Below are 20288 nucleotides of genomic sequence, written 5' to 3'. Positions count from 1 at the left end.
TGGCCGCCGGCGACCGGCTCACCCCGGGCCCCGCGGCCGTGCTCAGCGGCACCAGCCCCCACGCCTGGGGTGCTGTGCCCGCGGGGCGCGTCGACGCCGCCGAGCACGCCGTCGCCTGGGTCCTCGAGGTCACCGACCGTCCCGCCCTGTCCGTCGCGGTCCAGCTGCTGCCCGGCGCGCGGGTCGAGGGGATCGCCGTGCACGCCACCGCCGGACCGGTGCAGGCCGCGGGAGTCCTCGGGGCAGACGGCACCGTGCAGCTGGCCCTGCCCCTGGAGGCAGCCGCCGCGTGGGCCCTCACCGCCGCGGACGTGGACGTCCGGATCGGTGTGGACGTGTCGGAGGACGGGGCGGAGCGGGCGTCGGTACGCAGGCTCATCGCGCAGCGACTCACCGGGGTCCCGGACCGCAACGGGCCCCTCTACCAGGCGGAACGCGAACTCATCGTCGACGACTGGTGAGCTTTTCGTGAACGGTAGCCGCGGCCGCTTCCTACCTTGAGATCACCGGACAGCCACAGGGGCTGACCGGGAAGCCAAGGAGAAGAACATGAACCGCACCGCCCTCAAGCTCACCGCCACCGCCGCTGCCGCTCTCATCGGAGGCCTCGGCCTGACCGCCTGCTCCGACTCCTCCGCTGACACGACGGACACCGGCGGCGCCGCCGGCACCACCGCCGTGGCGGCCGCTGACTCCGGCTCCTCCGAGACGACCGTCTTCAAGGACGGCGACACCACGGTCGCCACCGGCGGCGAGTGGAGCGCCTCCGTCGACGGCACCCCGGTCGAGATCGCCGACGCCACCGTGGTCTGCGTCGAGCAGGGCGACAGCGTCTCCCTCTCGGTCGGCTCCACCTCCGCCACGATGGACTCCGCCACCGGCCTGAGCGCCGTGCTCGGCACCGGCGACAACCCGGAGGTCCAGGCCGTCGGCATGGGCTCCACCGAGACCGGCGACGCCCTGGCCTACGCCCCGGAGATGCCCGGCAACGAGGCCACCGCCACGAAAAAGGGCGACACCTACGAGATCACCGGCACCCTCACCTCGGTGGACATGAACAACCCGATGGCCGGCCCGCAGGAGAAGTCCTTCGAGTTCTCGGTCACCTGCCCCTAGTTCCCTGCCCCTAGTTCTCTGCCCCACTGAGCACCTCTGACACACCCTGCCCCGGCCCCACGGCCGGGGCCTTTAACGTTGCGCTGCCGCCCCGGTGCCCCTGGTCTAGCCTGGATCCTCATGAGCACGGTCCACCTCACGTACGCGGATGCCCTGAGCACCTATTTCTCCTGGCGGACCGAAGGCTCCGAGGAGGTGCGCACCGCCCGGCTCCGCCCGGAGCAGGGGTCCGCGGTCCGGGACTCCTTCGCCCGCAGCCTCCCCGACGCCTCCCCCGGGGAGACCCAGGCGGAGGCGCTGCGGCGTACCTTCCACGACGGCGCCTTCCGCTCCCCGGAGGACACGTGGACGTATTTCACGCAGCTCTCCCAGCTGCTCCTCCCGCCGGATCTGGTGCGGATGTTCCACCACACGCGGCGCCGGGAGCTGGTGATCCGCCCCTCTCCCAGCCTCGCGCAGGTGCCCTGGGCGCTGCTGCCCACGGGGCCGCAGGGCAGGCCGCTCGGGGAGGTCGCGGACGTGCGTCTCGCCGTCCCCGATTCGGTGGTGGCCCTCGCCGCCGCCTCCCCGGCCGGCGGCCCCGATGCGTCGCACACGGAGGAGCTCATGGTCATCGACCCGAAGATCCCCGGCCAGTCCCCCACCGGGCCGCTGGGGTCCGTGCTGGGCAGACCCACCCCGGAGGATGCCCTGGCCACCCTGCTGCGTCCCACCACCGTGCCGCCGGCGGCGACCTACCCGGAGCTCGCCCGCCCCACCCTGGGGCGGGCGGAGTTCCTCTCCCTGTCGGCGCGGGCGCGGAGCCTCCTGTTCGTGGGTCACGTCTCGGCGGCGGGCGTGGAGACCGCCTCCGCGGAGTCCTCGACGCTGCACCTCGCGGAGCCGGTGAGCGCCGGTGACCTGCTGCGGGCAGGCTGGCAGGCCCCGCCGCGGGTGGGGCTCCTCGGGTGCGGCTCGGGCTCCGACCTGCGTTATCCCGAGCCCTTCGGTCTGGCGAGCACCGCCGTGGCGTGCGGCGCGGGGACCGTGATCGCCAGCCTGTGGACCCTGCCGACCGACGCCGCCCTGGAGGTCCCGGACCCGGAGGTGCAGCCGCTGCGCGAACTCATCCTCGCCACCGACCGTGCACTGCGGGCGGAGGACCCGGTGCGGACGCTGCTGGACTGGCAGCTGGCTAAGGCGCGGGCCTGGTACGACCAGGGCCGTCCGGGCGACAATCCCGCCTGGTGGGCGGCACCGGCCCTCTGGCGTCTCGGCGGGCGCGGGTGACACCCAGCGGTTAGGGTGTGTGTGCTCGACCTCACCACAGGAGGCACCATGACCATCGCAACGTTCAGCCATGTACTGTCCTCGGCGCTCGTCGAGGCACTCGAGCAGCACACCGACCACCTCCCCGGCGACAAGATCTACGGCGCCACCCTGGTGCGCGCGGAGGAGACGCTCCTCCCCTGTTTCTCCGTCCTCGCCGACCTCGGCGACACCCCTGATCCTGCGCACCGCTGGTGCCCGGAGCGTTCCGGTATCGCGCTGCGGACTCCCCGGCTCACCGAGGTGTGCTCGCTTTTCGACGCCCACCTCGACTCCACCCCCGCCCTGGCCCGGGCCCTGGGCTCGCACGACGTCCGCCGGACCTTCGCCGGACTCGGCGCGGAACCGATCCTCTACATCTTCGACCGGCACGCCGACGGGGCGGGTGCCATCGAGAAGGACACCTTCGGCAGGCTCAACGCCGGCCGCGAGTCGGAGCCCTACTACCTGCAGGCCACCCGGCTGTTCACGGCCTGATTCAACCCGCGTCCACCCAGCGCCAGGAGATGATCCGCGCCTCCGACTCCGGGTCGCGGAGCACCGCCGTCTCCCGGTCGAACTGGACGAGGAGGTACCGTTCGGCGATCTGCTCCACCAGTCCGCCGCCCCATTCGGCGACCACGACGGCGTCGGCCAGTTCGGTGTCCAGGTCGAGTGCGTCGAGTTCCCCGAGCGGGTCCCCCGAGGAGCCCTCCCCGAGCAGCCGGTAGGCGTCGAGGTGGATGAGCGTCGGCCCGCCGACGGTGGAGCGGTGCTCGCGGGCGATGACGAAGGTCGGTGACGTCACGCGCCCCTTGACCTGCAGACCCCGGGCCAGGCCCTGGGTGAAGGTGGTCTTGCCGGCGCCGAGGGGGCCGTCGAGGATGACCACGTCCCCGGCCTGCAGGGTGCGGCCCAGCTCCTCGGCGAAAGCCTGGGTGTCCTCGGCGGTGGTCAGTTCACGGGTGCCTTCCGCGGGGAAGCTCACAGGTCGATCCCTCCCTCGTACTCACGGACGGTGCGGCCGGTGGGCCGGCAGATGATCTCGTAGTTGATGGTGCCGGTGGCGTCGGCGAGGGCGGTGGCGTCGAGGCCTCCCTCGCCGAAGATGACGGCCTCATCGCCCGGCTGGACATCGAACTCGTTGGCGCCGAGCGAGATGACGATCTGGTCCATGCACACCCGTCCGACCTGCGGGTACAGCTTGCCGCCGATGCCCACCTGCAGGTTGCCCTGCCAGGAGCGCGGCACGCCGTCGGCGTAACCGGCGGGCACGACCGCCAGCCAGCCGGGTTCCTCCGCAGTCCAGGTGTGGCTGTAGGAGGTCGACTCGCCCGGGTCGATCGGTTTGACCACGGTGATCCGTCCGATCCAGCTCATCGCCGGGCGCAGGCCGGGATCCACGTCCGGGAGCGGGGACAGACCGTAGAGCGCCAGACCGACGCGCACCTGCTCGTGGTGCAGGTCGGGGCGGGTGAGTGTGCCCGGGGAGTTGCACAGGTGGTTGACCGGGATGTCCAGGCCCAGGGAACGGGCCAGGGCGATGGCCCGGTCGAGGCCGGCGGCCTGCTCGTCGTTGGTGGGGTTGTCGGGCTCATCGGCGCAGGCCAGGTGGGAGAACACGCCGGTGACGGTGAGGTGCTCCGCCTCGTGCAGCATGGTGAACACGCGGGCCCAGTCGGCCTCGTCGACGCCCGAGCGGTGCAGCCCGGTGTCGACCTTGACGGAGACGCGGGCGGGGACGGCGGCGTCGACAAGCGCCTGCGCATGCTCCACCGAGGGGATGCCGAGCTGGATGTTGAGGGAGAGTGCCTCGGTGACGTCCTGTTCGGGGGACCAGATCCAGGCGAGGATGGGTTTGGCGATGCCCTCGTTGCGCAGGTCGACCGCCTCCTGCAGGGTGGCCACGCCGAAGCAGTCCGCGCCGTTCTCCGCCATGACCTGCGCCACGCGGCCCGCGCCGTGCCCGTAACCGTCCGCCTTGACCACGGCCATGAGGCGCACGTCACCCACCAGGTCCTTGAGCAGGCGGGTGTTGTGCGCGATGGCGTCGAGGTCGATACGGGTGGTCAAGAGCTCCATGGCAGTCATTGTGCCACTCCCGCCCCGACGCGCCGCAGTTCCGTCCCCCGGGCACCCGATTTTTCCTTGAATCTGGTTTTTCCGGTGAAATTCTGCGACGCTGGTCACATACCCGAAGGAGGAATGATGACCCGACTGGAACTCGACAAGGACCGCTGTGAGGCCCACGGACTCTGCGAGCAGGCCGCCCCTGACCTGGTCCACCTCGATGACGAGGACAACCTCATCATCGACGTCCCCGGCGATCTCAGCCCGACGCAGCTCGACGACGCCCGCGCCGCCGTCCGGGTCTGCCCCGTCTCCGCGCTCCGCCTGGTGGAGTGATGGACCGGATCGTCATCGTCGGTCACAGCATCGCGGGGCTGACCACCGGCGACAACCTCCGCCGCCTCGGTTTCACCGGCACCCTCACCTACGTGGGTGCCGAGGACGTCGAGGCCTACTCCCGCCCCTCGCTGTCCAAGGCGGCGCTCGCCCCCGGCGACGGCATCCGGCTCGCCCCGCTGCCGCGCATCACCGCGGAATCGGAGGACACCGTCGAACTCCTCGGCCGCCGCGCCGTGTCCCTCGACACGGACGCCCGGACAGTGCTTCTCGACGACGGCCGCATCCTCCCCTACGACGGGCTCGTCATCGCGACCGGCTCCCGGGCCCGCCGTCTCACGGACTCGCCCCGCGAGTTCACGCTGCGCTCCCTGGCGGACGCGGAACGGCTGCGGGCCCGGCTCCTCGAGCGACCGCGGGTGACCTTCATCGGCGGTGGACCGTTGGGCATGGAGGTCGCCTCCGGGGCCGTCGGCCTGGGCTGTGAGGTCACCCTGCTCAACCCGGGTGTCCCGCTGTCCATGCACCTGGGGCCGCTGCTGGGCGGCATCCTCACGTCGTTGGCGGAGGAGGCGGGCGTGCGCGTCCTGGACACCCTCGTCGACTCCGTGGCGGAGACCCCGGACGGCATGGCCGTGACCCTGCCGTCGGGGGAGGTCATCGGCTCGGACATCGTGTTCACCGGCATCGGCGACGACCCGGCGGTCGACTGGCTCGCCGACTCCGGGCTGCTGGTCGACGGCCGCCTCGTCGTCGACTCCCGGCAGCGGGTCCCCGGGCATCCGGGGATCGTCGCCGCGGGGGACGTGTGCTGGCTCGACGGGCCGGACGGCCCCCGCCGCTCCCCGGTGTGGACCTCCGCCATCGAGCAGGGACGGGTCGCCGCGGACGGACTGCTCCACGGTGAGGACGCCGCCGAGCGGGACCACCCCTTCTACTTCTGGACCGACCAGTGGGGTGTCAGCCTCAAGGTGTCCGGTACCCCGCCGCGCGGGGATGCCGGGGATGCCGTTCCTGAGGTGGTGCAGGGTTCCCTGGAGGAGCGGGCTTTTGTCATTCGCTGGCCGGGGCACCGCGCGGCGGCGGCCCTGGACATGCGTATGCCGATCCCGCGGCTGCACAGACTGGCCGCCGGGGAGGGCTGAGGCCGCCGCGGCTACTCGACCGTCACGGACTTGGCGAGGTTGCGCGGCTTGTCGATGTCCTCGTTGCCGCACTCCCGCGCGATGTCGGCGGCCAGGAACTGCAGCGGCACGGTGGCCAGCAGCGGCTGCATGATCGAGGAGGTCGCGGGGATCTCGATGAGGTGGTTGGCGAATTCCCGCACCGCCTCATCCCCCTCCTCCGCGATGACGATGGTCTGCGCGCCGCGGGCCCGGATCTCCTGGATGTTGGAGACGATCTTGGAGTGCAGCAGCTTCACTCCCCGCGGGGAGGGCACCACCACGACCACGGGCAGGTCATCCTCGATGAGGGCGATGGGTCCGTGCTTGAGCTCACCGGCCGGGAACCCCTCGGCGTGGATGTAGGCCAGCTCCTTGAGCTTGAGCGCGCCCTCCAGGGCGACGGGGAAGCCGACGCCGCGGCCGAGGAAGAGCATGGTCGCGACGGGGCCGAGTCCCTCGGCGATGGCGGCGATCTGCGCGCGGACGTCGAGAAGCTCCCCGATCCTGGCGGGGATCTCCTCCAGCTCCTCCCAGATCGCGGCGATCTCGTCGGGGTACTTGGTGCCCTTCGCCTGGGCCAGCGCGAGGCCGACGATGTAGTTCGCGGCGACCTGCGCGAGGAAGGCCTTGGTCGACGCGACGCCGATCTCCGGTCCCGCATGGGTGTAGAGGACCGCGTCGGATTCGCGCGGGATCTGCGAGCCGTTCGTGTTGCACACGGCGAGCACCTTCGCGCCCTGCGTCTTCGCGTGGCGGACCGCCTCGAGGGTGTCGGCCGTCTCGCCGGACTGGGAGATGGCGAGGACGAGGGTGCGCTCGTCGAGGACCGGGTCGCGGTAGCGGAACTCGGAGGCCACCTCGATCTGCACGGGGATGCGCACCCAGTGCTCGATGGCGTACTTGGCCAGCAGTCCGGAGTGGTACGCGGAGCCGCAGGCCACGACGAAGACCTGGTTGACGGACTTGAGGTCCTGCTCCGAGATGTCCGACTCGTCGAGGAAGACCCGCCCGTCGTGGAAGTGCCCGCCGAGGGTGTCACGGACGGCCGCGGGCTGCTCGTGGATCTCCTTCATCATGAAGGAGTCGAAGCCGCCCTTCTCCGCGGCGTCCAGATCCCAGTCGATGGTGAAGGGACGCCCCTGCGCCGGGGAGCCGTCGAAGGTGAGGACCTCGTAGCCCTCCTTCGTGATGACCACCACGGTGTCCTGGTCCAGCTCCACCGCGTTCTTCGTGTACCCGATGAACGCGGCGACGTCGGACCCGAGGAACATCTCCCCCTCGCCGACACCCACGATGAGCGGGGTCGAACGACGGGCCGCGATGATCTGGTCCGGGTGCTCCGCGTGGGTGAACAGCAGGGTGAAGGCACCCTCCAGGCGGTTGAGCACCGCCAGCGCCGAGGCTCGGAAGTCCCCGGCGGTCTCCCCCTCGTTGTAGGCGAGCGCCAGCAGATGGGCGGCGACCTCGGAGTCGGTGTCGGAGTGGAGGGTGACGCCGGCGTCGGCAAGCTCCTGCCGCAGCGGCGAGAAGTTCTCGATGATGCCGTTGTGCACGATGGCCACGTGTCCGTCGAAGGAGACGTGCGGGTGCGCGTTGGCATCCGTCGGGCGGCCGTGCGTGGCCCAGCGGGTGTGGCCGATCGCGGTGGTGCCCGGCATCTCCGGGAGGACCGCCTCCAGGTTGGCCAGCTTGCCGGCCTTCTTCACCACGTCGATCCGCCCGTCATTGACCGCGATGCCCGACGAGTCGTAGCCGCGGTACTCCATGCGTCGCAGCGCCTCCAGCGCGACGCCCAGTCCCTGTCGTTCACCGACGTATCCAACGATTCCACACATGGGGGAAATCGTAGAGGAATCCCCCTGTCGCACAACAGGTACACGATGCTTCTCGACGCCCCTCCCGCCCCCTCACACGCCTCTCAACTCCCACTTTTCCGTGGTGTGACGTTCCTAACGTCGCCCATCCGTTATCCTGGGGACGTGTCTGCGAATCTGAAGAAGCACCTGGCCCAGTTGTCCAAGCGCGGCCCCCACCGCGTGCTCGTCGGCGACCTCGCCTACGCCGGTCTGCCCGGCAAGGTCTACGCCCCCGCCGAAGGCAACAGCGTGCCGGCCATCGCCTTCGGACATGACTGGATGAAGTCCGTCAGGACCTACCACGCCACCCTGCGGCACCTGGCCAGCTGGGGCATCGTCGTCATCGCCCCCGACACCGAGACCGGCCTCGTCCCCAACCACCGCGGCTTCGCCTCCGACCTGGAGACCGCACTGCAGATCGCGGCCGGCGTGAAGCTCGGCAACGGCAAGGTCACCGTCTCCCCAGGCAAACTCGGCATCGCCGGCCACGGCATGGGTGCCGGTGCCGCCATCCTCTGCGCGGCCAACAACCCCCGCGTCAAGGCCGTCGGAGCCCTCTACCCCGCCGTCACCGCCCCGCCCGCCACGGAGGCGGCCCGCGCGGTCACGGCCCCCGGCCTGGTCATCGGCGGCGGCGACCCCGGACTCGTCGGTGACCTCCTCGACCCCGGCAACCCCGCCCGCGTGGCCTTCAACTGGGGCGGCGACGTGGTCTACCGCGAAGTGAAGAACGGCAACCAGGCCGGCTTCTCCGAGGACACCATGGTCAAGCTCGCACTAGGCCAGGGCATCCCGCGCTACTCCGCCCAGGAGACCGCCCGCGGCCTGCTCACCGGTTTCCTCCTCCACCAGCTGGGCGGCGCCCGCAAGTACTCCGCCTTCTCCGATCAGCTGGCCGAGAGCAAGAACGTCACCTCCTTCAGCGACGCCGACCTCGCCGACAAGGCCAACATCGACCTGACCTCCAGCACCCGCCTGTAATTCAGGCCGGTCCCCGACCGGGGTCGCCCCCGCCCGTGAGGGTGGGCGCGACCCCGGTCGCTTTTGTCATCCCTTCCGCAGCAGCCCCTTCACCTGCCCGCGTGCCGGACCGCGCCGGGCCGGTGTGGGAGGCAGTGACTGTGCTGACTGTGTCGGCTGTACTGCCCGGCGCGGGGGCGGGGCCGCGACCGCGTTCTCCACCCGCTGCTGCGCCGCAGCCAACGCCTTCTCGAACTCCATCATCCGCTGCGTCGTCCGCTGCCGGAACTGCTTGGCGAACTCCTCGAACTCCATCACCAGGCCCCTGCCTTCCGTGCGCTACCCGGCGCGGCCGCCGGTGGGGCGGGTGGTGCCGGTGGGTCGGGTGTCGGGGCCGCGGGAGGCGCCTCCGGGACGGGCGGGGCAGGCGGCACAGGCGGGCTCCCCGCCTGCTTGGGAGGCGGCGGAGGCTCCGGCACCGACTCCAGATCAGCTTCCGGCGCAGCCTCGACAGTTGCAGGTTCCACCGGGAGCTCGGGCTCCGGCAGCGGCTCGGGTTCCACCGGTTCCTCGGGAAGCACCAGGCAGTCCTCCAGAGACTCGATCAGCAGGGCCAGCCCCAGCAGGGCGATGCCGATGCCGACCGCCCCGAGCACTCCGCAGTGGATCTCCCCGGCCGGGGTCTCCTCGCACACCTCCTCAGTGACGACGGGGTGCTCCGGTTCCGGAGCGACCGGCTCAGGTACGGGAGTCGGCTCCGACACGGGGGCGGACTGCGGAGTGGTGGGCACCTCCATCTGCTTCTTCGGGGGCGGAGAAGGTTCCTCAACCGGAGGTGGGGCCACCGCCTGAGGTTCCGTAAGCACCTCCACCGGTTTCTTCGGTGAAGCAGGAGGTTCCGCTGGCTCCGCTTCCGGCGGCGTCGGCGTTGGGGCCGGGGTCGGGGTCTCCATCGGCTTCTTCGGCGGCGGAGTGGGCTCGGGAGCCGGATCCGCTGCCGGCGGCGGGGTCACCGTCTGAGGTTCCGTGGGTACCTCCATCTGCTTCTTCGGCGGAGGTGTGGGTTCCGGAGGAGCCACCGGTTCCGGGGCGGGAAGTTCCGCTGGCGGACAGTCCACGACCTCGGTACGGGTGCGACACACGGGTTCCTCGCAGAGGGCGGTGCCGCGGGCGAGGAACCCGTCGAGGCAGGCGGCGACGGCGGTGTCGCGGTCCCGGCAGCAGTCGAGGATCAGCTGCCCGGCGTCCTCGATGAGCGAGGCACCCGTGCCGACGCACTCGGAGAACTCGCGTGTGTGGACGGCGGGGTCGAGGTGGTTGAGGAAGGTGCACAGCTGCGTGATCACGGCCCGCAGCGCGAGCACCACCTCGGTGCAGGCGGTCTCCGCGACGGCGTCGATGTCCTCGAGGGCGTCGGCGGCGTCCCGGGAGTCGTCGAGAAGCACCTCGGAGCGGTCCCGGTTGTCGAACCAGTCCCAGGCGTTGTCCACCACCCGGCGCAGGATCTCCCCCAGTGCGACCTCCCCGAGGGACAGTGCGATCTGCCCGAGGATCCCGCTCCGCAGCGTCGTCGCACTGGACCCGCCGACGGCCGCCTGCGTGGCGGTGACCAGCTGCCCCGCGTCGAGGCCCTCCGTCGCGGACACCGCCTGCGCGATGGTCTCGGCGGTGACCCCCGGCCCCCGGTACGCGCCGCGCGAGGCTCCCGCGAGCATCTGCGTGGCGCTCCGGAATCCGTCGGCTATCAGCGGGCCCGCCATCAGTGGACACCCCGCAGGTCCGCACCCAGGTGCTTGTCGACGTCCCCGAACACCCGCACCTGCGCCACGGCGGCCTCGGCGGTGGTACGGAGTGCGTCAATACGCTCCCTGCCGGTGTCGTGGACACGGTGCAGCATCGCCGCGATCCGTGCACCCTGCGCCGCGAAGTCACGGCCGCAGGCGGTCGCCGGCAGGGTGGGGCGGGTGAGCAGGTGGCGGCGGCGTTGCTCTTCGCCGTCGAGAAGCAGGCGGGACAGCGACTGCAGCGCCGCCCCGTGGTCGAGATGGATCCCGGACATGAGAAATCCCCCTTGTGGCGTCCGTGGTTGACTGGTTCACCATCATTGGACTGCCCGAGGGGGCGAAAGGTTCCCGGGGGTGGCTACACAGCCGCCACCACCGCCGCGAGACGGCCCGCGACGCGACGCGCCTGCTCCGTCTCCGCGGCCTCGACCATCACGCGGAACAGCTCCTCCGTGCCCGAGGGACGCAGCAGGACACGACCCGAATGACCCAGCTCAGCCTCGGCGGCCTCGATGGCGGCCTGCACCTCAGCGGAACCCATGATCTCGGACTTGTTCTCCACCGGCACGTTGATGAGCACCTGCGGCAGAACCTTCATCACGCTGGCGAGCTCCGCCAGGGACTTCCCCGTCTCCGCCATACGGGCCATCAGCTTCAGGCCCGTCAGGGTGCCGTCACCGGTGGTGCAGTGCACCGGCAGGACGATGTGACCGGACTGCTCGCCACCCAGGCGGTAGTCACCGGCGTTGAGCTCCTCCAGGACGTAACGGTCACCGACCTTCGTCTCCAGCATGGTGATGCCCTGCTCCTCCATCGCCAGACGCAGACCCAGGTTGGACATCACCGTGGCGACGAGGGTGTTCTTCCGCAGCTCCGACTTCTCCTTCATCGCGACGGCGAGGATGGCCATGATCTGGTCACCGTCGATGAGATTGCCCTCCGCGTCGACCGCCAGGCACCGGTCCGCGTCACCGTCATGGGCCAGCCCCAGGTGCGCACCGTGCTCGATGACCGCCTTCTGCAGCTGCCCGATATGGGTGGAACCACAGTTGTCGTTGATGTTGTAGGCGTTCGGCTTGTCGTGGATCGCGATGACCTCCGCACCCGCCGCCTCATACGCCTTCGGGGCGACCACCGAGGCCGCACCGTTCGCCGCGTCGACGACCACCTTGATGCCCTCCACGCTCACCGGCGAGGACTCCGCCAGATGCTTGAGGTAACGGCCCTGAGCGTCCGGGGACTCCTCGATGACACGCCCCACACCCGTGCCCGTCGGACCGTTGTCCGGCAGAGACGCCATGGCCGCCTCGATCTCGTCCTCCACGTCATCGGGCAGCTTACGGCCACCGGAGGAGAAGAACTTGATGCCGTTGTCCGGCATCGGGTTGTGCGAGGCGGAGATCATCACACCCATGTCCGCGCCGTAGTCATCCGTGAGGAACGCCACGCCCGGGGTCGGGATGACACCGACACGCAGGACATCCACACCCCGGGACGCCATGCCCGCGGACAGGGCCGCGGCGAGCATCTCACCGGACACACGCGGATCACGGCCGACGATCGCGGTCGGACGACGCTCACTCGACTGACGGTGCTTCGTGAGCACATCCGCGGCCGCCGCCCCCAGCTGCAGAGCCAGGGAGACAGTCAGATCCTTGTTCGCCAGGCCACGAACACCATCAGTACCGAAAAGTCGAGTCATGACGGACATTATGCCCCGCCCGGCCCAGGAACGGCGAACGCCGCCCCACCGTGCGGTGGAGCGGCGTCGGCAAGCGAAGGTGAAGCTTAACGCTTGGAGTACTGCGGTGCGCGACGTGCACCGTGCAGACCAGCCTTCTTACGCTCGACTGCACGAGCGTCACGGGTGAGCAGGCCGGCCTTCTTCAGGGCAGCGCGGTCAGCCGGGTTGTACAGGTTCAGAGCACGGGCGATGGCCAGGCGCAGAGCACCGGACTGGCCGGTCGGGCCACCACCGGAGATGTTGGCCTTGATGTCGAACTGGCCCTCGCGCTCCAGCAGAGCGAGCGGGGTCAGGATGTCCTGCTGGTGCAGCTTATTCGGGAAGTAATCCTCGAGGGAGCGACCGTTGCAGGTGATCTCACCGGAGCCGGCGACCAGGTGGACGCGGGCGATGGCGCGCTTACGACGACCGACGGTCTGGATCGGGCCGTCCAGCTCGATCGGAGCGGCGATCTCGGCAGCCTCGTCCTCGGAAACCTCCGGAGCGACGGCATCGCCGATGGTGTAGTTGAACTCCTCGGTGGCAGCGGTGGCGGCCTCGATGTCGCCCGCCTCAGCCACGTTCAGATCTTCGTTCTGGTTCTGCTCGGTCACTGTGCCACCTGCTTGATCTCGTAGGTCTCGGGCTGCTGGCCGGAGTACGGGTGCTCCGAGCCGGCGAAAACGTGGAGCTTCTTCACGGAAGCGCGGGAGAGCTTGTTGTGCGGCAGCATGCCGGTGATAGCTTCCTCGACCACGCGCTCCGGACGGGTGTCCAGAGCCTTGCCCAGGGTCATGGAGCGCAGACCACCCGGGTAACCGGTGTGGCGGTAGCGCATCTCGCGGTCACGCTTGTTGGAGGAAACGTGGACCTTGTCGGCGTTGATCACGATGACGTGGTCACCGCAGTCGACGTTCGGTGCGTACTGGGGCTTGCCCTTGCCGCGCAGCAGACCTGCTGCGTGGGTGGCGAGTCGGCCCAGCACCACGTCGGTGGCGTCGATGACGTACCACTTACGGGTGATGTCACCGCTCTTCGGGTGGTAAGTAGACACTAATGACTCCTTGAAAGTCTGTCTGGGGGCTGCCGGCCATGGATCATGCTGATGAGTGCTTCAAGCTGGACACGGCGGCCGGTGGAGACCCGTGCACAGCGCACACAACTTGTCCAGTGTAAAGGGTGGGGCCCACGGAAACCAAACCGCGGGCCGGCTGGCTGCGCACGTTCGGAAGGAGATGTTCGGAGGAGGAGTGGTCTCGAACGTGCCGACGCCCGCGGCGGGCCCTCCCGACGGTGTGGTTCCGGCGGTGTGGTTCCGAACTCGCCGACGACTGCGTACGCCCCGACGCACCCGGCCCCGCCCCACGCAGAAAACCGCCCGCCCTCCCCGGTGCTGGAGAGGACGGGCGGTGGGATGCTGCGGTGCGGTCACCTGCCCGGGTGCCTGCACCCGGTGCCGGACCTCAAGGTCGCGTCCGTGCCCTGCAGGGCGGTCCGGCACCGTCGCAGCGGGATCATCCCCAGCTGGCGGCCGCCATGCGGTTCACGTCGGACATACGGTCATTGCCCTCCGCGACGGTGCGGGAGATGGTGGCGAGGATGGTGTTGAGCTCCGCGGCGGAGCGGTCCCACTTCGCCTGCGCCTCGTTGTAGGCCACGGCGGATTCGCCCTCCCAGGTCGCGACCATGGGCTGGAGCTGGGACTTGAGGTCGTCGAGAAGCGCGTTGATGCGGCCGGAGGTGGCGTTGATGTCGCCTGCGGCGGCGGCGATGGCGCCGAACTGGTACTTGATTGCGTCCATTGTCTGTGTCCTTGTTCTTTCCCGGGGCTAGAGCGCGAGGCCCTGGCCGCCGACGTTGGTGAATGCCTGCGCGTTCTGGGCCTCCATGGACTCGAAGGAACGCGCGTTGTGACGGATGTTGTCGGAGATGCTGGTCAGTGCCTCGCGCAGCTCCCGCGCGGAGGTGTTCCAGCGCTGCATGAGCCCGTCGAAGGACACCTGGGCGCTGCCGGCCCAGCTGCCGCGAACGCCGTCGACGACGCCCTGCAGGCGGGTCAGCTCGCCCTGTACCTCGTTGTTGGTGGTGTCGACGTGGCCGGCGGTCGCCAGCATCACGTCGGCTTCGGTCCTGAACATCTGTGTCATGTCTTGCCCCTCCCGAGTGGATGTGTGTGAAGTCAGGTGTCGGGGCCCCTCCCCGATCGTCCCCCGGAGGGCCTTCTCTGCGGCCCCTCCACCATTGTTGGACTCCGCAAACCCGGGAAAGGTTCCCTCGTCGGGGAAAATAGTTTCCCGGCCAACATCGCTGCAGGTCAACGGTCCCCGACGAGTTCCACCGAGTCGAAGGCCATGCGGCAGGCGGCCTTCTGCGGGAGCGTCGGCCCGGTGCGGGTGTGGCAGCCCACGGAGAGCTGGTGGGCGTCCTCGATCCAGGTGTGCCAGAGGACCTCGGAGCCGTCGCCGGGTGTCTCGAGGTAACGGATCACCTGCAGTCCCCGCGCGGCGCGTTCGGGGTCGAGCGGGTGGAGGGTCTCATCCGTGTCGATCATCGCGTGGATCTGCGCCTCCACCTCCTCCGCGGGCACGGTGAACACGGGGTCGGCGGCGAGCCGGATCCGCAGGTCGGGATCGTCGCCGGTGGCCAGGAGCAGACCCTCGCGGTCCTCGAGGTGGAAGCCGCGCGGCACCTCCACCCGGAGGGACTCGTGCTCGAGGACGGCGCGGGGCTCCGGTGGGCTGCTTGTCGACGTCACCGGTGTCTCCGGAGGCTCCGGCACCGCGGATGTCGGGGACGTGTCCGGTGTCACGGGGGCTGTCGGCGCCGCTGCCGGGGCCGGGGTCCCGCCGACGACCCACCAGCTCAGGCCCAGGATCGCGAGGACGACCACCCCGACCATCACGTGGAAGGGCTCGACGGGGAGGCTGTCCAGGCGGTGGCGCCCGGCGCGGCGGGTCGGGCGGGTGAGCGGCACCTCCTCCGGTTCGGGCAGGGCCTTCTCCCGCAGCACCTCCGAGGGGTAGGCGGCCACCCCCTTGTTGAGCAGGGAGCGGGTCAGCACCTCGGTGGTGGGGTCGTCGGCGTCGACGATGACCTCGACGTCCGGCCAGTTCAGGCTGCACAGTTCCTTCGCCTGGTCGAGGACGGCGGGCAGGGCCCAGCCGTCGATGATGCCGGTGCCGGGCAGGTCGTAGCGGTAGACGGTGTCGGGGCCCTCGAAGATGGTGGCGGTGTCGAGGACGGTGATGGTCAGGGTGCCGGGCAGGGTGGGTGCGCTCATGGGTTCTCCTGGGTGGGGACGGCGACCTGGCACACCCCGACCGTCTCGCCGCGGACCTGCCACGTGCCGCGTCCGGGCGGCTGCGGGACGGGGCGGATGCCGAGGACGGCGCCTTCGTCGCGGTCGGCGTCGAGAAGCAGGACGGCCGGGGTCTGGTCACGGACGGCGGACAGGAACGGTGCGAACAGCGCGCGGCCGATGCCGCCGGCCTTGCGCGCGAGGATGAGGTGCAGGCCGATGTCACGGGCGTGCGGCAGCAGGTCGGTGAGGCGGGCGAGGTCGTGCTCGGCGACGAGGTCGAGGTCGTCGATGACCAGGTGGATGTCCGGGCCGGTCCACCAGTCGCGGGCGGCGAGCTGCGCGGGGGTGATGTCGGGTCCCGGGAGGCGGGCGGACAGGGTGGTGACCACGTCGCGGAGCGTCTCCGCGGTGGCCGTCGTGGTGGCGGAGTAGGCGGCGAGCAGGGATTCGTCGACACGTCCGAGGTGCGCGCGCCGGTGGTCGATGACGACCATCCGCACCGTCTCCCGGCCGAGCCGGGCGATACCCTCCATGACCGTGGCCAGCAGCGTCGACTTGCCCGCGCCCTGCCCGCCGATGCACAGCAGATGGGGGCTCGTCGCGGGGTCCCAGCACAGGGTGGCCAGGCGGGGGCCACCGACGCCGAAAGGGATGCCCGGCCCGCCCGGCGCCAGCTCCGCCGGGTGCACCAGCGGCGGGAGCACCTTGAGCGCGGGCACCGGTTCCTGGTCCGCGGCCGCCGCCGCGATGTGCGCGAGGTCCTGGTTGGAGCTGCGCGCCACGAGCATGGGACGGCCCTCCGGGTCCAGCCCCCGCCCGGGCAGGGCGGGCACCTTCTGCTGCACCTTGCGGTCGATGAGGGAGTCCATCGCCTCGCCGAGCTTGAGCTCGAGGCGGTGCGCGATGAGGTCCCGGACCGCCGGCCGCAGCACCGTCCACCGTGGGGTGGACACGATGAGGTGCACGCTTTTCGACGGCCCGTCCGCCGCCAGCCCCGTCAACGGTTCCAGCAGGTCCTCGAAGTCCGCGGCCACGGCGTGCCAGCCGTCGACGACGAGGAAGGTGTGCCGGTGCTCCTCCGCCGGGTCCTCGACGAGGCCGGTGACCTCGTCGACGATGCGTCGCACCCGCTCCGGGTCCGCGCGTCCCGCCACGCCGGCGACGTGCGGCAGCCGGTCCAGGGTGGCCAGCTGGTCACCGCCGAGGTCGATGACGTAGAAGCGCACCCGGTCGGTCCCGTGGGTGGCGGCCAGCGACGCGACGATGGTGCGCAACGCCGTCGACTTGCCGGTCTGCGGGCCGCCGCACACCGCCACGTGCCCGCCGGCGGTTGACAGGTCCAGCACCAGCGGGTCCTGGCGCTGGTGGTAGGGCAGGTCGATGATGCCCACCGCCGCGCGCAGGTCCCCGACGTCCTCGGCGACGCCGGCCAGTTCCACCGCGGCGGGCAGGGGCGGCAACCACACCCGGTGTGCCTCCTGCCGGCGGGCGGCGGCGGTGGCGCGGGCGGCGGTGACGACGGCGTCGAGAAGCGTCGTGGATTCGTCGATGACGGTGGGTGCCTCCACCTCGTCGAACTGCTCCCACCCGGTGAACAGCGCCACCCTGCCCGGCGTGCCGGGCAGGACGCTGACGTCGCGGCGTTCCAGCGGGCCGGAGACGTAGGCGGCCTGGAAGCGGAGGAGCTGGTCGGCGTCGTGACGCAGGAAGCCCGCGCCGGGCTGGGCCGGCAGGTGGTGCGCGTCGGTGACGCCGAGGACCTGGCGGGACTCGGCGGCGGAGAAGGTCTTCAGGCCGATGCGGTAGGACAGGTGGGAGTCGAGGCCGCGCAGGCGCCCCTCCTCGAGGCGCTGGCTGGCCAGCAGCAGATGCACGTGCAGTGAGCGTCCCAGGCGGCCGACCGCGACGAAGAGGTCCGCGAAGTCGGGGTGCGCGGCGAGGAGCTCGGAGAACTCGTCGACCACGATGACCAGCGCCGGGAGCGGCGGCAGGTCGCGGCCGCCGAGGCGGGCGGTCGTGTACTCGGTGACGTTGGCGAAGTTGCCCGCCTCCCGCAGCACCTCCTGGCGGCGGTTGAGCTCGCCGGAGATCGCGTCGTACATGCGCTCCACGAGCACCGCCTCGTCCGCCAGGTTGGTGATCACCGCCGACGTGTGCGGCAGACCCTCCAGCCCGAGGAACGTCGCGCCGCCCTTGAAGTCGACGAGCACCAGGTTGAGCTCCTCCGGGCTGTGCGTCGCCGCCAGCGACACCACGAGGGTGCGCAGCAGCTCCGACTTGCCCGACCCGGTGGCGCCGATGCACAGCCCGTGCGGCCCCATCCCGCCGTGCGCGGACTCCTTGAGGTCGAGCCGCACCGGCACCCCCTGCGGCGTCGTCCCGATCGGCACGACCAGGCGCTGGGGGCTCAGCTCCCGCCCGGGCCACATGGTCTCCGGGGTGAGCTGCTCGATGTCGGCCAGCCCGATGAGCGCGGTGAGGTCACACCTGCCCTCCGCGGTCGCCCCGTCCGCCCGTCGGAACCGCGTCAGCGCGCGGGCCAGGATGACGGCCTCCTCCGGCCGCAGACGGTCGGCCTGTCCCAGCTTCTCGACGCCCGCCGCCGTGTGCGCCAGCAGATCCCCGTCCGCCGAGAGCGACAGCCCCTCCTGCTCCGCCCGCACCCCGAGGGCGGTGGTGGCGCGGGAACCGACGTCGATGATCGTGGTCCACGCGGGATCGTCGAGGTAGGGCTCGGTGCCGGTCGTGGTGGTGTGGTCGACGATGAGGATCCGGTGGCGCGCCTGCTCCGGGCGGCGGGTGTGCGGCAGCCACTTGAGCCAGTCCCAGCCACTGCCGACAGCCGAGACCGCCACCGTCTCCGGGCCGTGCGCGATGACCAGCTGCGCGACCATCGCCCGGGCCAGATCCCCCGCCCCCGGCCCGGCGATACCGAGGAACCGGAACGCCTGCAGCTGCACCGCCACCGGCATCGCCGGACAGGTGCCCACCGCCTGCACCGTGCGGCGCAGACTCACCGCGCACACCGGGTCGAGATCCTCCGCCGCACCCGGGTCCGGCACCTGCACCGGGGTGCACAGGGCGGTGTCCCCGGTGCCGATGCGCACCTCGAGCGTGTCCGGGTCCTCCGGCCCCCGCTCCCACAGCCGCCGCCCGTCGACCTGCGTCCACAGCTCCGTCGGTTCCGGGTGCCGGTGGAACTCATGCGCCCGCTGGCGCTCCGCGTTGCGCAGGGCCTGCTCCCGCAGCGCGCCGAGGTGCCGCAGGTAGGTGCGGCGGGTCTCGTCGGCGTCCTCGCCCTGCGGGGGCGCGAACATCATGAGCATCGACATCGCCATCATGAGCGGGAACAACAGGAACATCGGGTTCGCCCCGGCCCCGCCGAGGAGCATGAGCCCCACCATCGCGACCATGCCGGCCACCATGATCACCGGCATGAGGATCCGGATGAGCGGCACCGGTCCCGGCCGGTGCGCCGCCGGCACCGGCTCGACGCTGAGCGTGCCCTGCGGCAACGGCGGCGCCGGTTCCCGCTCGGCAGGTGTGAGCGGTTCGACGATGACACCTGTGCTGACTGTGCTGACAGTGGTCGTGGACAACGACATCCCCCTCCCGCCGGTCACCCCAACCGGCGCAGTTGCCCGACATGATAAAGCAGCTTCCCGACGCCCGCTCGCCACCACCCCTCCGGTGGACAGCCCGCCCTCCCCGGTGGACAATGCCCGGTGATGCGGGCGACACAGGGGGTGCGCCCGCCGATCCGAGGGGGATCCCACCGTGTCCGTGGACCATGTCGACCACGTCCTGCGCCTGACCACCCGTTTCCAGATCGGCACCTACCTGCGGGAGGCGGACGTCGCGCTCCCGGCCGGTTCGACGTTGTCGGAGGTGATACCGGAGATCGTCACCCTGGTGGGCGCGCCGCGGATCTCCCGGCCCTGGCTGGCCACCACGGCCGCGGGCACCCCGCTGGACCCGGCGGTCCCGCTGCACCGGACGACGCTCGAGCACGGGTCGGTGGTGGTGCTCTCCCCGCGCCACGAGGGCAGCCTGCCCGTCATCCGGGACGCCGCCGAGGCGCTCGCCGAATCCGATGTCGACGCCGACACCCGGGGACTGGCGGCGGCCGGGGCCGTGACGGGCACCCTGGCTCTGCTCCTCCTCGCCGGGACGCATCTGCCCTGGTCACAGGCTTGCGCCCTGGCAGCCGGGGCGGCGCTGCTCCTGCTGCTCACCCGCCGTGAGATCCGGGTCCTCGCCCCGGTCATCTGCCTGCTGGCGGCCGCAGCCTCCGCGGCCGCCGTGCTGGAGACCGCCCGCCCGGAGGAGCTCACCGCACCGCACACCCTCGGCTGGGCCGCCCTCAGCGCCGCAGCGGTGACGGCGGCCGTGCTGCTCCTGCTCATCGTGCTCCGCGGGACCGGTCCCCGGACCGCGGCGGCCACCGCCACGCTGCTCGGGCTGACCACGGTCGGCTCGGTCGGGGTGTTCCTCCCCGCCCACGCCGCCGACCCCGCCGTGGCGGCTGCAGCGCTGGTCATCGCAGCCGGTGTGGTATTCATCGGGCAGCTGCCGGACCTGGTCATCCGGGTCGCCGGGCTGCGGGTGCCCCGTCTGCCCACCGCGGGTCAGGACCTCGGGGTGTCGGACGACGGCGGCGACGGCGGTGACGGCGGTCCCGGCGACGTC

The 20288-nt window shown here is 71.1% G+C and carries 20 protein-coding genes and 1 pseudogene; 8 read left to right on the top strand and 13 right to left on the bottom strand.

Annotated features, from left to right (window positions below):
• From GXZ33_RS09345 to GXZ33_RS09330, 4 genes and pseudogenes are all read left to right on the top strand, one after another.
• Positions 1-461: pseudogene (locus tag GXZ33_RS09345) on the top strand (hypothetical protein); the annotation flags it as partial.
• A gap of 88 nt (positions 462-549) precedes the next feature.
• Entirely contained in the window at positions 550-1116 is a 567-nt protein-coding gene (locus tag GXZ33_RS09340; RefSeq protein ID WP_291340765.1) for a lipoprotein LpqH, read from the top strand.
• Positions 1117-1236: 120 nt separating this feature from the next.
• Positions 1237-2385: a CHAT domain-containing protein gene (locus tag GXZ33_RS09335; protein WP_291340764.1), complete on the top strand. Its 1149-nt coding sequence runs from the start codon at positions 1237-1239 to the stop codon at positions 2383-2385.
• A gap of 48 nt (positions 2386-2433) precedes the next feature.
• Entirely contained in the window at positions 2434-2901 is a 468-nt protein-coding gene (locus GXZ33_RS09330) for a hypothetical protein (protein WP_291340763.1), read from the top strand.
• A gap of 1 nt (position 2902) precedes the next feature.
• Here GXZ33_RS09330 and tsaE read toward each other — a convergent pair whose 3' ends face one another.
• Entirely contained in the window at positions 2903-3391 is a 489-nt protein-coding gene (gene tsaE / locus GXZ33_RS09325) for a tRNA (adenosine(37)-N6)-threonylcarbamoyltransferase complex ATPase subunit type 1 TsaE (RefSeq protein ID WP_291340762.1), read from the bottom strand.
• Positions 3388-4485, bottom strand: coding sequence for an alanine racemase (alr, locus tag GXZ33_RS09320; RefSeq protein ID WP_291340761.1), 1098 nt, complete (start codon positions 4483-4485; stop codon positions 3388-3390). Before alr ends, tsaE begins: the two co-directional genes overlap by 4 nt.
• 126 nt (positions 4486-4611) lie before the next feature.
• On the opposite strand from alr, the gene GXZ33_RS09315 reads away from it, so the two are divergent.
• Positions 4612-4809, top strand: a complete 198-nt coding sequence (locus tag GXZ33_RS09315) for a ferredoxin (protein ID WP_291340760.1) — start codon at positions 4612-4614, stop codon at positions 4807-4809.
• Positions 4809-5954, top strand: coding sequence for an FAD-dependent oxidoreductase (locus tag GXZ33_RS09310; protein ID WP_291340759.1), 1146 nt, complete (start codon positions 4809-4811; stop codon positions 5952-5954). Before GXZ33_RS09315 ends, GXZ33_RS09310 begins: the two co-directional genes overlap by 1 nt.
• A gap of 11 nt (positions 5955-5965) precedes the next feature.
• On the opposite strand, the gene glmS is transcribed toward GXZ33_RS09310, so the two are convergent.
• On the bottom strand, positions 5966-7810 hold the full coding sequence (gene glmS, locus GXZ33_RS09305) for a glutamine--fructose-6-phosphate transaminase (isomerizing) (protein WP_291340758.1): 1845 nt from the start codon (positions 7808-7810) through the stop codon (positions 5966-5968).
• Positions 7811-7954: 144 nt separating this feature from the next.
• Here glmS and GXZ33_RS09300 point away from each other — a divergent pair, with 144 nt between their 5' ends.
• Positions 7955-8812 carry a dienelactone hydrolase family protein gene (locus GXZ33_RS09300; protein ID WP_291340757.1) on the top strand — a complete coding sequence of 286 codons (858 nt, stop codon included), beginning with the start codon at positions 7955-7957 and terminating at the stop codon, positions 8810-8812.
• Between the two features lie 66 nt (positions 8813-8878).
• On the opposite strand, the gene GXZ33_RS09295 is transcribed toward GXZ33_RS09300, so the two are convergent.
• The 10 genes from GXZ33_RS09295 to eccCa all read right to left on the bottom strand — a co-directional run bounded on the left by GXZ33_RS09295 (position 8879) and on the right by eccCa (position 19198).
• Positions 8879-9106, bottom strand: coding sequence for a hypothetical protein (locus GXZ33_RS09295; RefSeq protein WP_291340756.1), 228 nt, complete (start codon positions 9104-9106; stop codon positions 8879-8881).
• Entirely contained in the window at positions 9106-10551 is a 1446-nt protein-coding gene (locus GXZ33_RS09290) for a hypothetical protein (protein ID WP_291340755.1), read from the bottom strand. The genes GXZ33_RS09295 and GXZ33_RS09290 overlap by 1 nt, the downstream gene beginning before the upstream one ends.
• On the bottom strand, positions 10551-10850 hold the full coding sequence (locus GXZ33_RS09285; protein ID WP_291340754.1) for a hypothetical protein: 300 nt from the start codon (positions 10848-10850) through the stop codon (positions 10551-10553). The genes GXZ33_RS09290 and GXZ33_RS09285 overlap by 1 nt, the downstream gene beginning before the upstream one ends.
• An 83-nt stretch (positions 10851-10933) precedes the next feature.
• Positions 10934-12277: a phosphoglucosamine mutase gene (gene glmM, locus GXZ33_RS09280; protein WP_291340753.1), complete on the bottom strand. Its 1344-nt coding sequence runs from the start codon at positions 12275-12277 to the stop codon at positions 10934-10936.
• An 86-nt stretch (positions 12278-12363) separates the two neighbouring features.
• The gene (gene rpsI, locus GXZ33_RS09275; protein WP_291340752.1) at positions 12364-12912 is read right to left on the bottom strand and encodes a 30S ribosomal protein S9; all 549 of its coding nucleotides are present in this window, start codon (positions 12910-12912) and stop codon (positions 12364-12366) included.
• Positions 12909-13352, bottom strand: coding sequence for a 50S ribosomal protein L13 (gene rplM, locus GXZ33_RS09270; RefSeq protein ID WP_291340751.1), 444 nt, complete (start codon positions 13350-13352; stop codon positions 12909-12911). The genes rpsI and rplM overlap by 4 nt, the downstream gene beginning before the upstream one ends.
• A 460-nt stretch (positions 13353-13812) precedes the next feature.
• A complete protein-coding gene (locus tag GXZ33_RS09265) occupies positions 13813-14100 on the bottom strand; it encodes a WXG100 family type VII secretion target (RefSeq protein WP_291340750.1) in 288 nt (95 codons plus the stop codon).
• 27 nt (positions 14101-14127) lie between these two features.
• Positions 14128-14445, bottom strand: coding sequence for a WXG100 family type VII secretion target (locus tag GXZ33_RS09260; protein ID WP_291340749.1), 318 nt, complete (start codon positions 14443-14445; stop codon positions 14128-14130).
• A 167-nt stretch (positions 14446-14612) separates the two neighbouring features.
• Positions 14613-15578: a type VII secretion-associated protein gene (locus tag GXZ33_RS09255; protein ID WP_291340748.1), complete on the bottom strand. Its 966-nt coding sequence runs from the start codon at positions 15576-15578 to the stop codon at positions 14613-14615.
• Positions 15575-19198, bottom strand: coding sequence for a type VII secretion protein EccCa (gene eccCa / locus GXZ33_RS09250; protein ID WP_291340747.1), 3624 nt, complete (start codon positions 19196-19198; stop codon positions 15575-15577). Before eccCa ends, GXZ33_RS09255 begins: the two co-directional genes overlap by 4 nt.
• A gap of 178 nt (positions 19199-19376) precedes the next feature.
• Between eccCa and eccD the strand changes: the two genes are divergently transcribed.
• The coding region (eccD, locus tag GXZ33_RS09245; protein ID WP_291340746.1) for a type VII secretion integral membrane protein EccD at positions 19377-20288 on the top strand (912 nt) is incomplete at its 3' end.

It is taken from the genome of Corynebacterium sp. (assembly GCF_012838985.1).
Taxonomy (GTDB): domain Bacteria; phylum Actinomycetota; class Actinomycetes; order Mycobacteriales; family Mycobacteriaceae; genus Corynebacterium.
This window is presented reverse-complemented; position numbering and strand designations above follow the sequence as displayed.

Excerpts from the sequence above, each read along its gene's own strand:
- GXZ33_RS09265 (WP_291340750.1), bottom strand. The coding sequence starts at position 14,100 with ATGGACGCAATCAAGTACCAGTTCGGCGCCATCGCCGCCGCCGCAGGC.
- GXZ33_RS09285 (WP_291340754.1), bottom strand. The coding sequence starts at position 10,850 with ATGTCCGGGATCCATCTCGACCACGGGGCGGCGCTGCAGTCGCTGTCC.
- glmS (WP_291340758.1), bottom strand. The coding sequence starts at position 7,810 with ATGTGTGGAATCGTTGGATACGTCGGTGAACGACAGGGACTGGGCGTC.
- glmM (WP_291340753.1), bottom strand. The coding sequence starts at position 12,277 with ATGACTCGACTTTTCGGTACTGATGGTGTTCGTGGCCTGGCGAACAAG.
- GXZ33_RS09315 (WP_291340760.1), top strand. The coding sequence starts at position 4,612 with ATGACCCGACTGGAACTCGACAAGGACCGCTGTGAGGCCCACGGACTC.
- GXZ33_RS09330 (WP_291340763.1), top strand. The coding sequence starts at position 2,434 with ATGACCATCGCAACGTTCAGCCATGTACTGTCCTCGGCGCTCGTCGAG.
- GXZ33_RS09310 (WP_291340759.1), top strand. The coding sequence starts at position 4,809 with ATGGACCGGATCGTCATCGTCGGTCACAGCATCGCGGGGCTGACCACC.
- GXZ33_RS09255 (WP_291340748.1), bottom strand. The coding sequence starts at position 15,578 with ATGAGCGCACCCACCCTGCCCGGCACCCTGACCATCACCGTCCTCGAC.
- GXZ33_RS09295 (WP_291340756.1), bottom strand. The coding sequence starts at position 9,106 with ATGGAGTTCGAGGAGTTCGCCAAGCAGTTCCGGCAGCGGACGACGCAG.
- GXZ33_RS09260 (WP_291340749.1), bottom strand. The coding sequence starts at position 14,445 with ATGACACAGATGTTCAGGACCGAAGCCGACGTGATGCTGGCGACCGCC.
- GXZ33_RS09290 (WP_291340755.1), bottom strand. The coding sequence starts at position 10,551 with ATGGCGGGCCCGCTGATAGCCGACGGATTCCGGAGCGCCACGCAGATG.
- GXZ33_RS09335 (WP_291340764.1), top strand. The coding sequence starts at position 1,237 with ATGAGCACGGTCCACCTCACGTACGCGGATGCCCTGAGCACCTATTTC.
- GXZ33_RS09340 (WP_291340765.1), top strand. The coding sequence starts at position 550 with ATGAACCGCACCGCCCTCAAGCTCACCGCCACCGCCGCTGCCGCTCTC.
- alr (WP_291340761.1), bottom strand. The coding sequence starts at position 4,485 with ATGGAGCTCTTGACCACCCGTATCGACCTCGACGCCATCGCGCACAAC.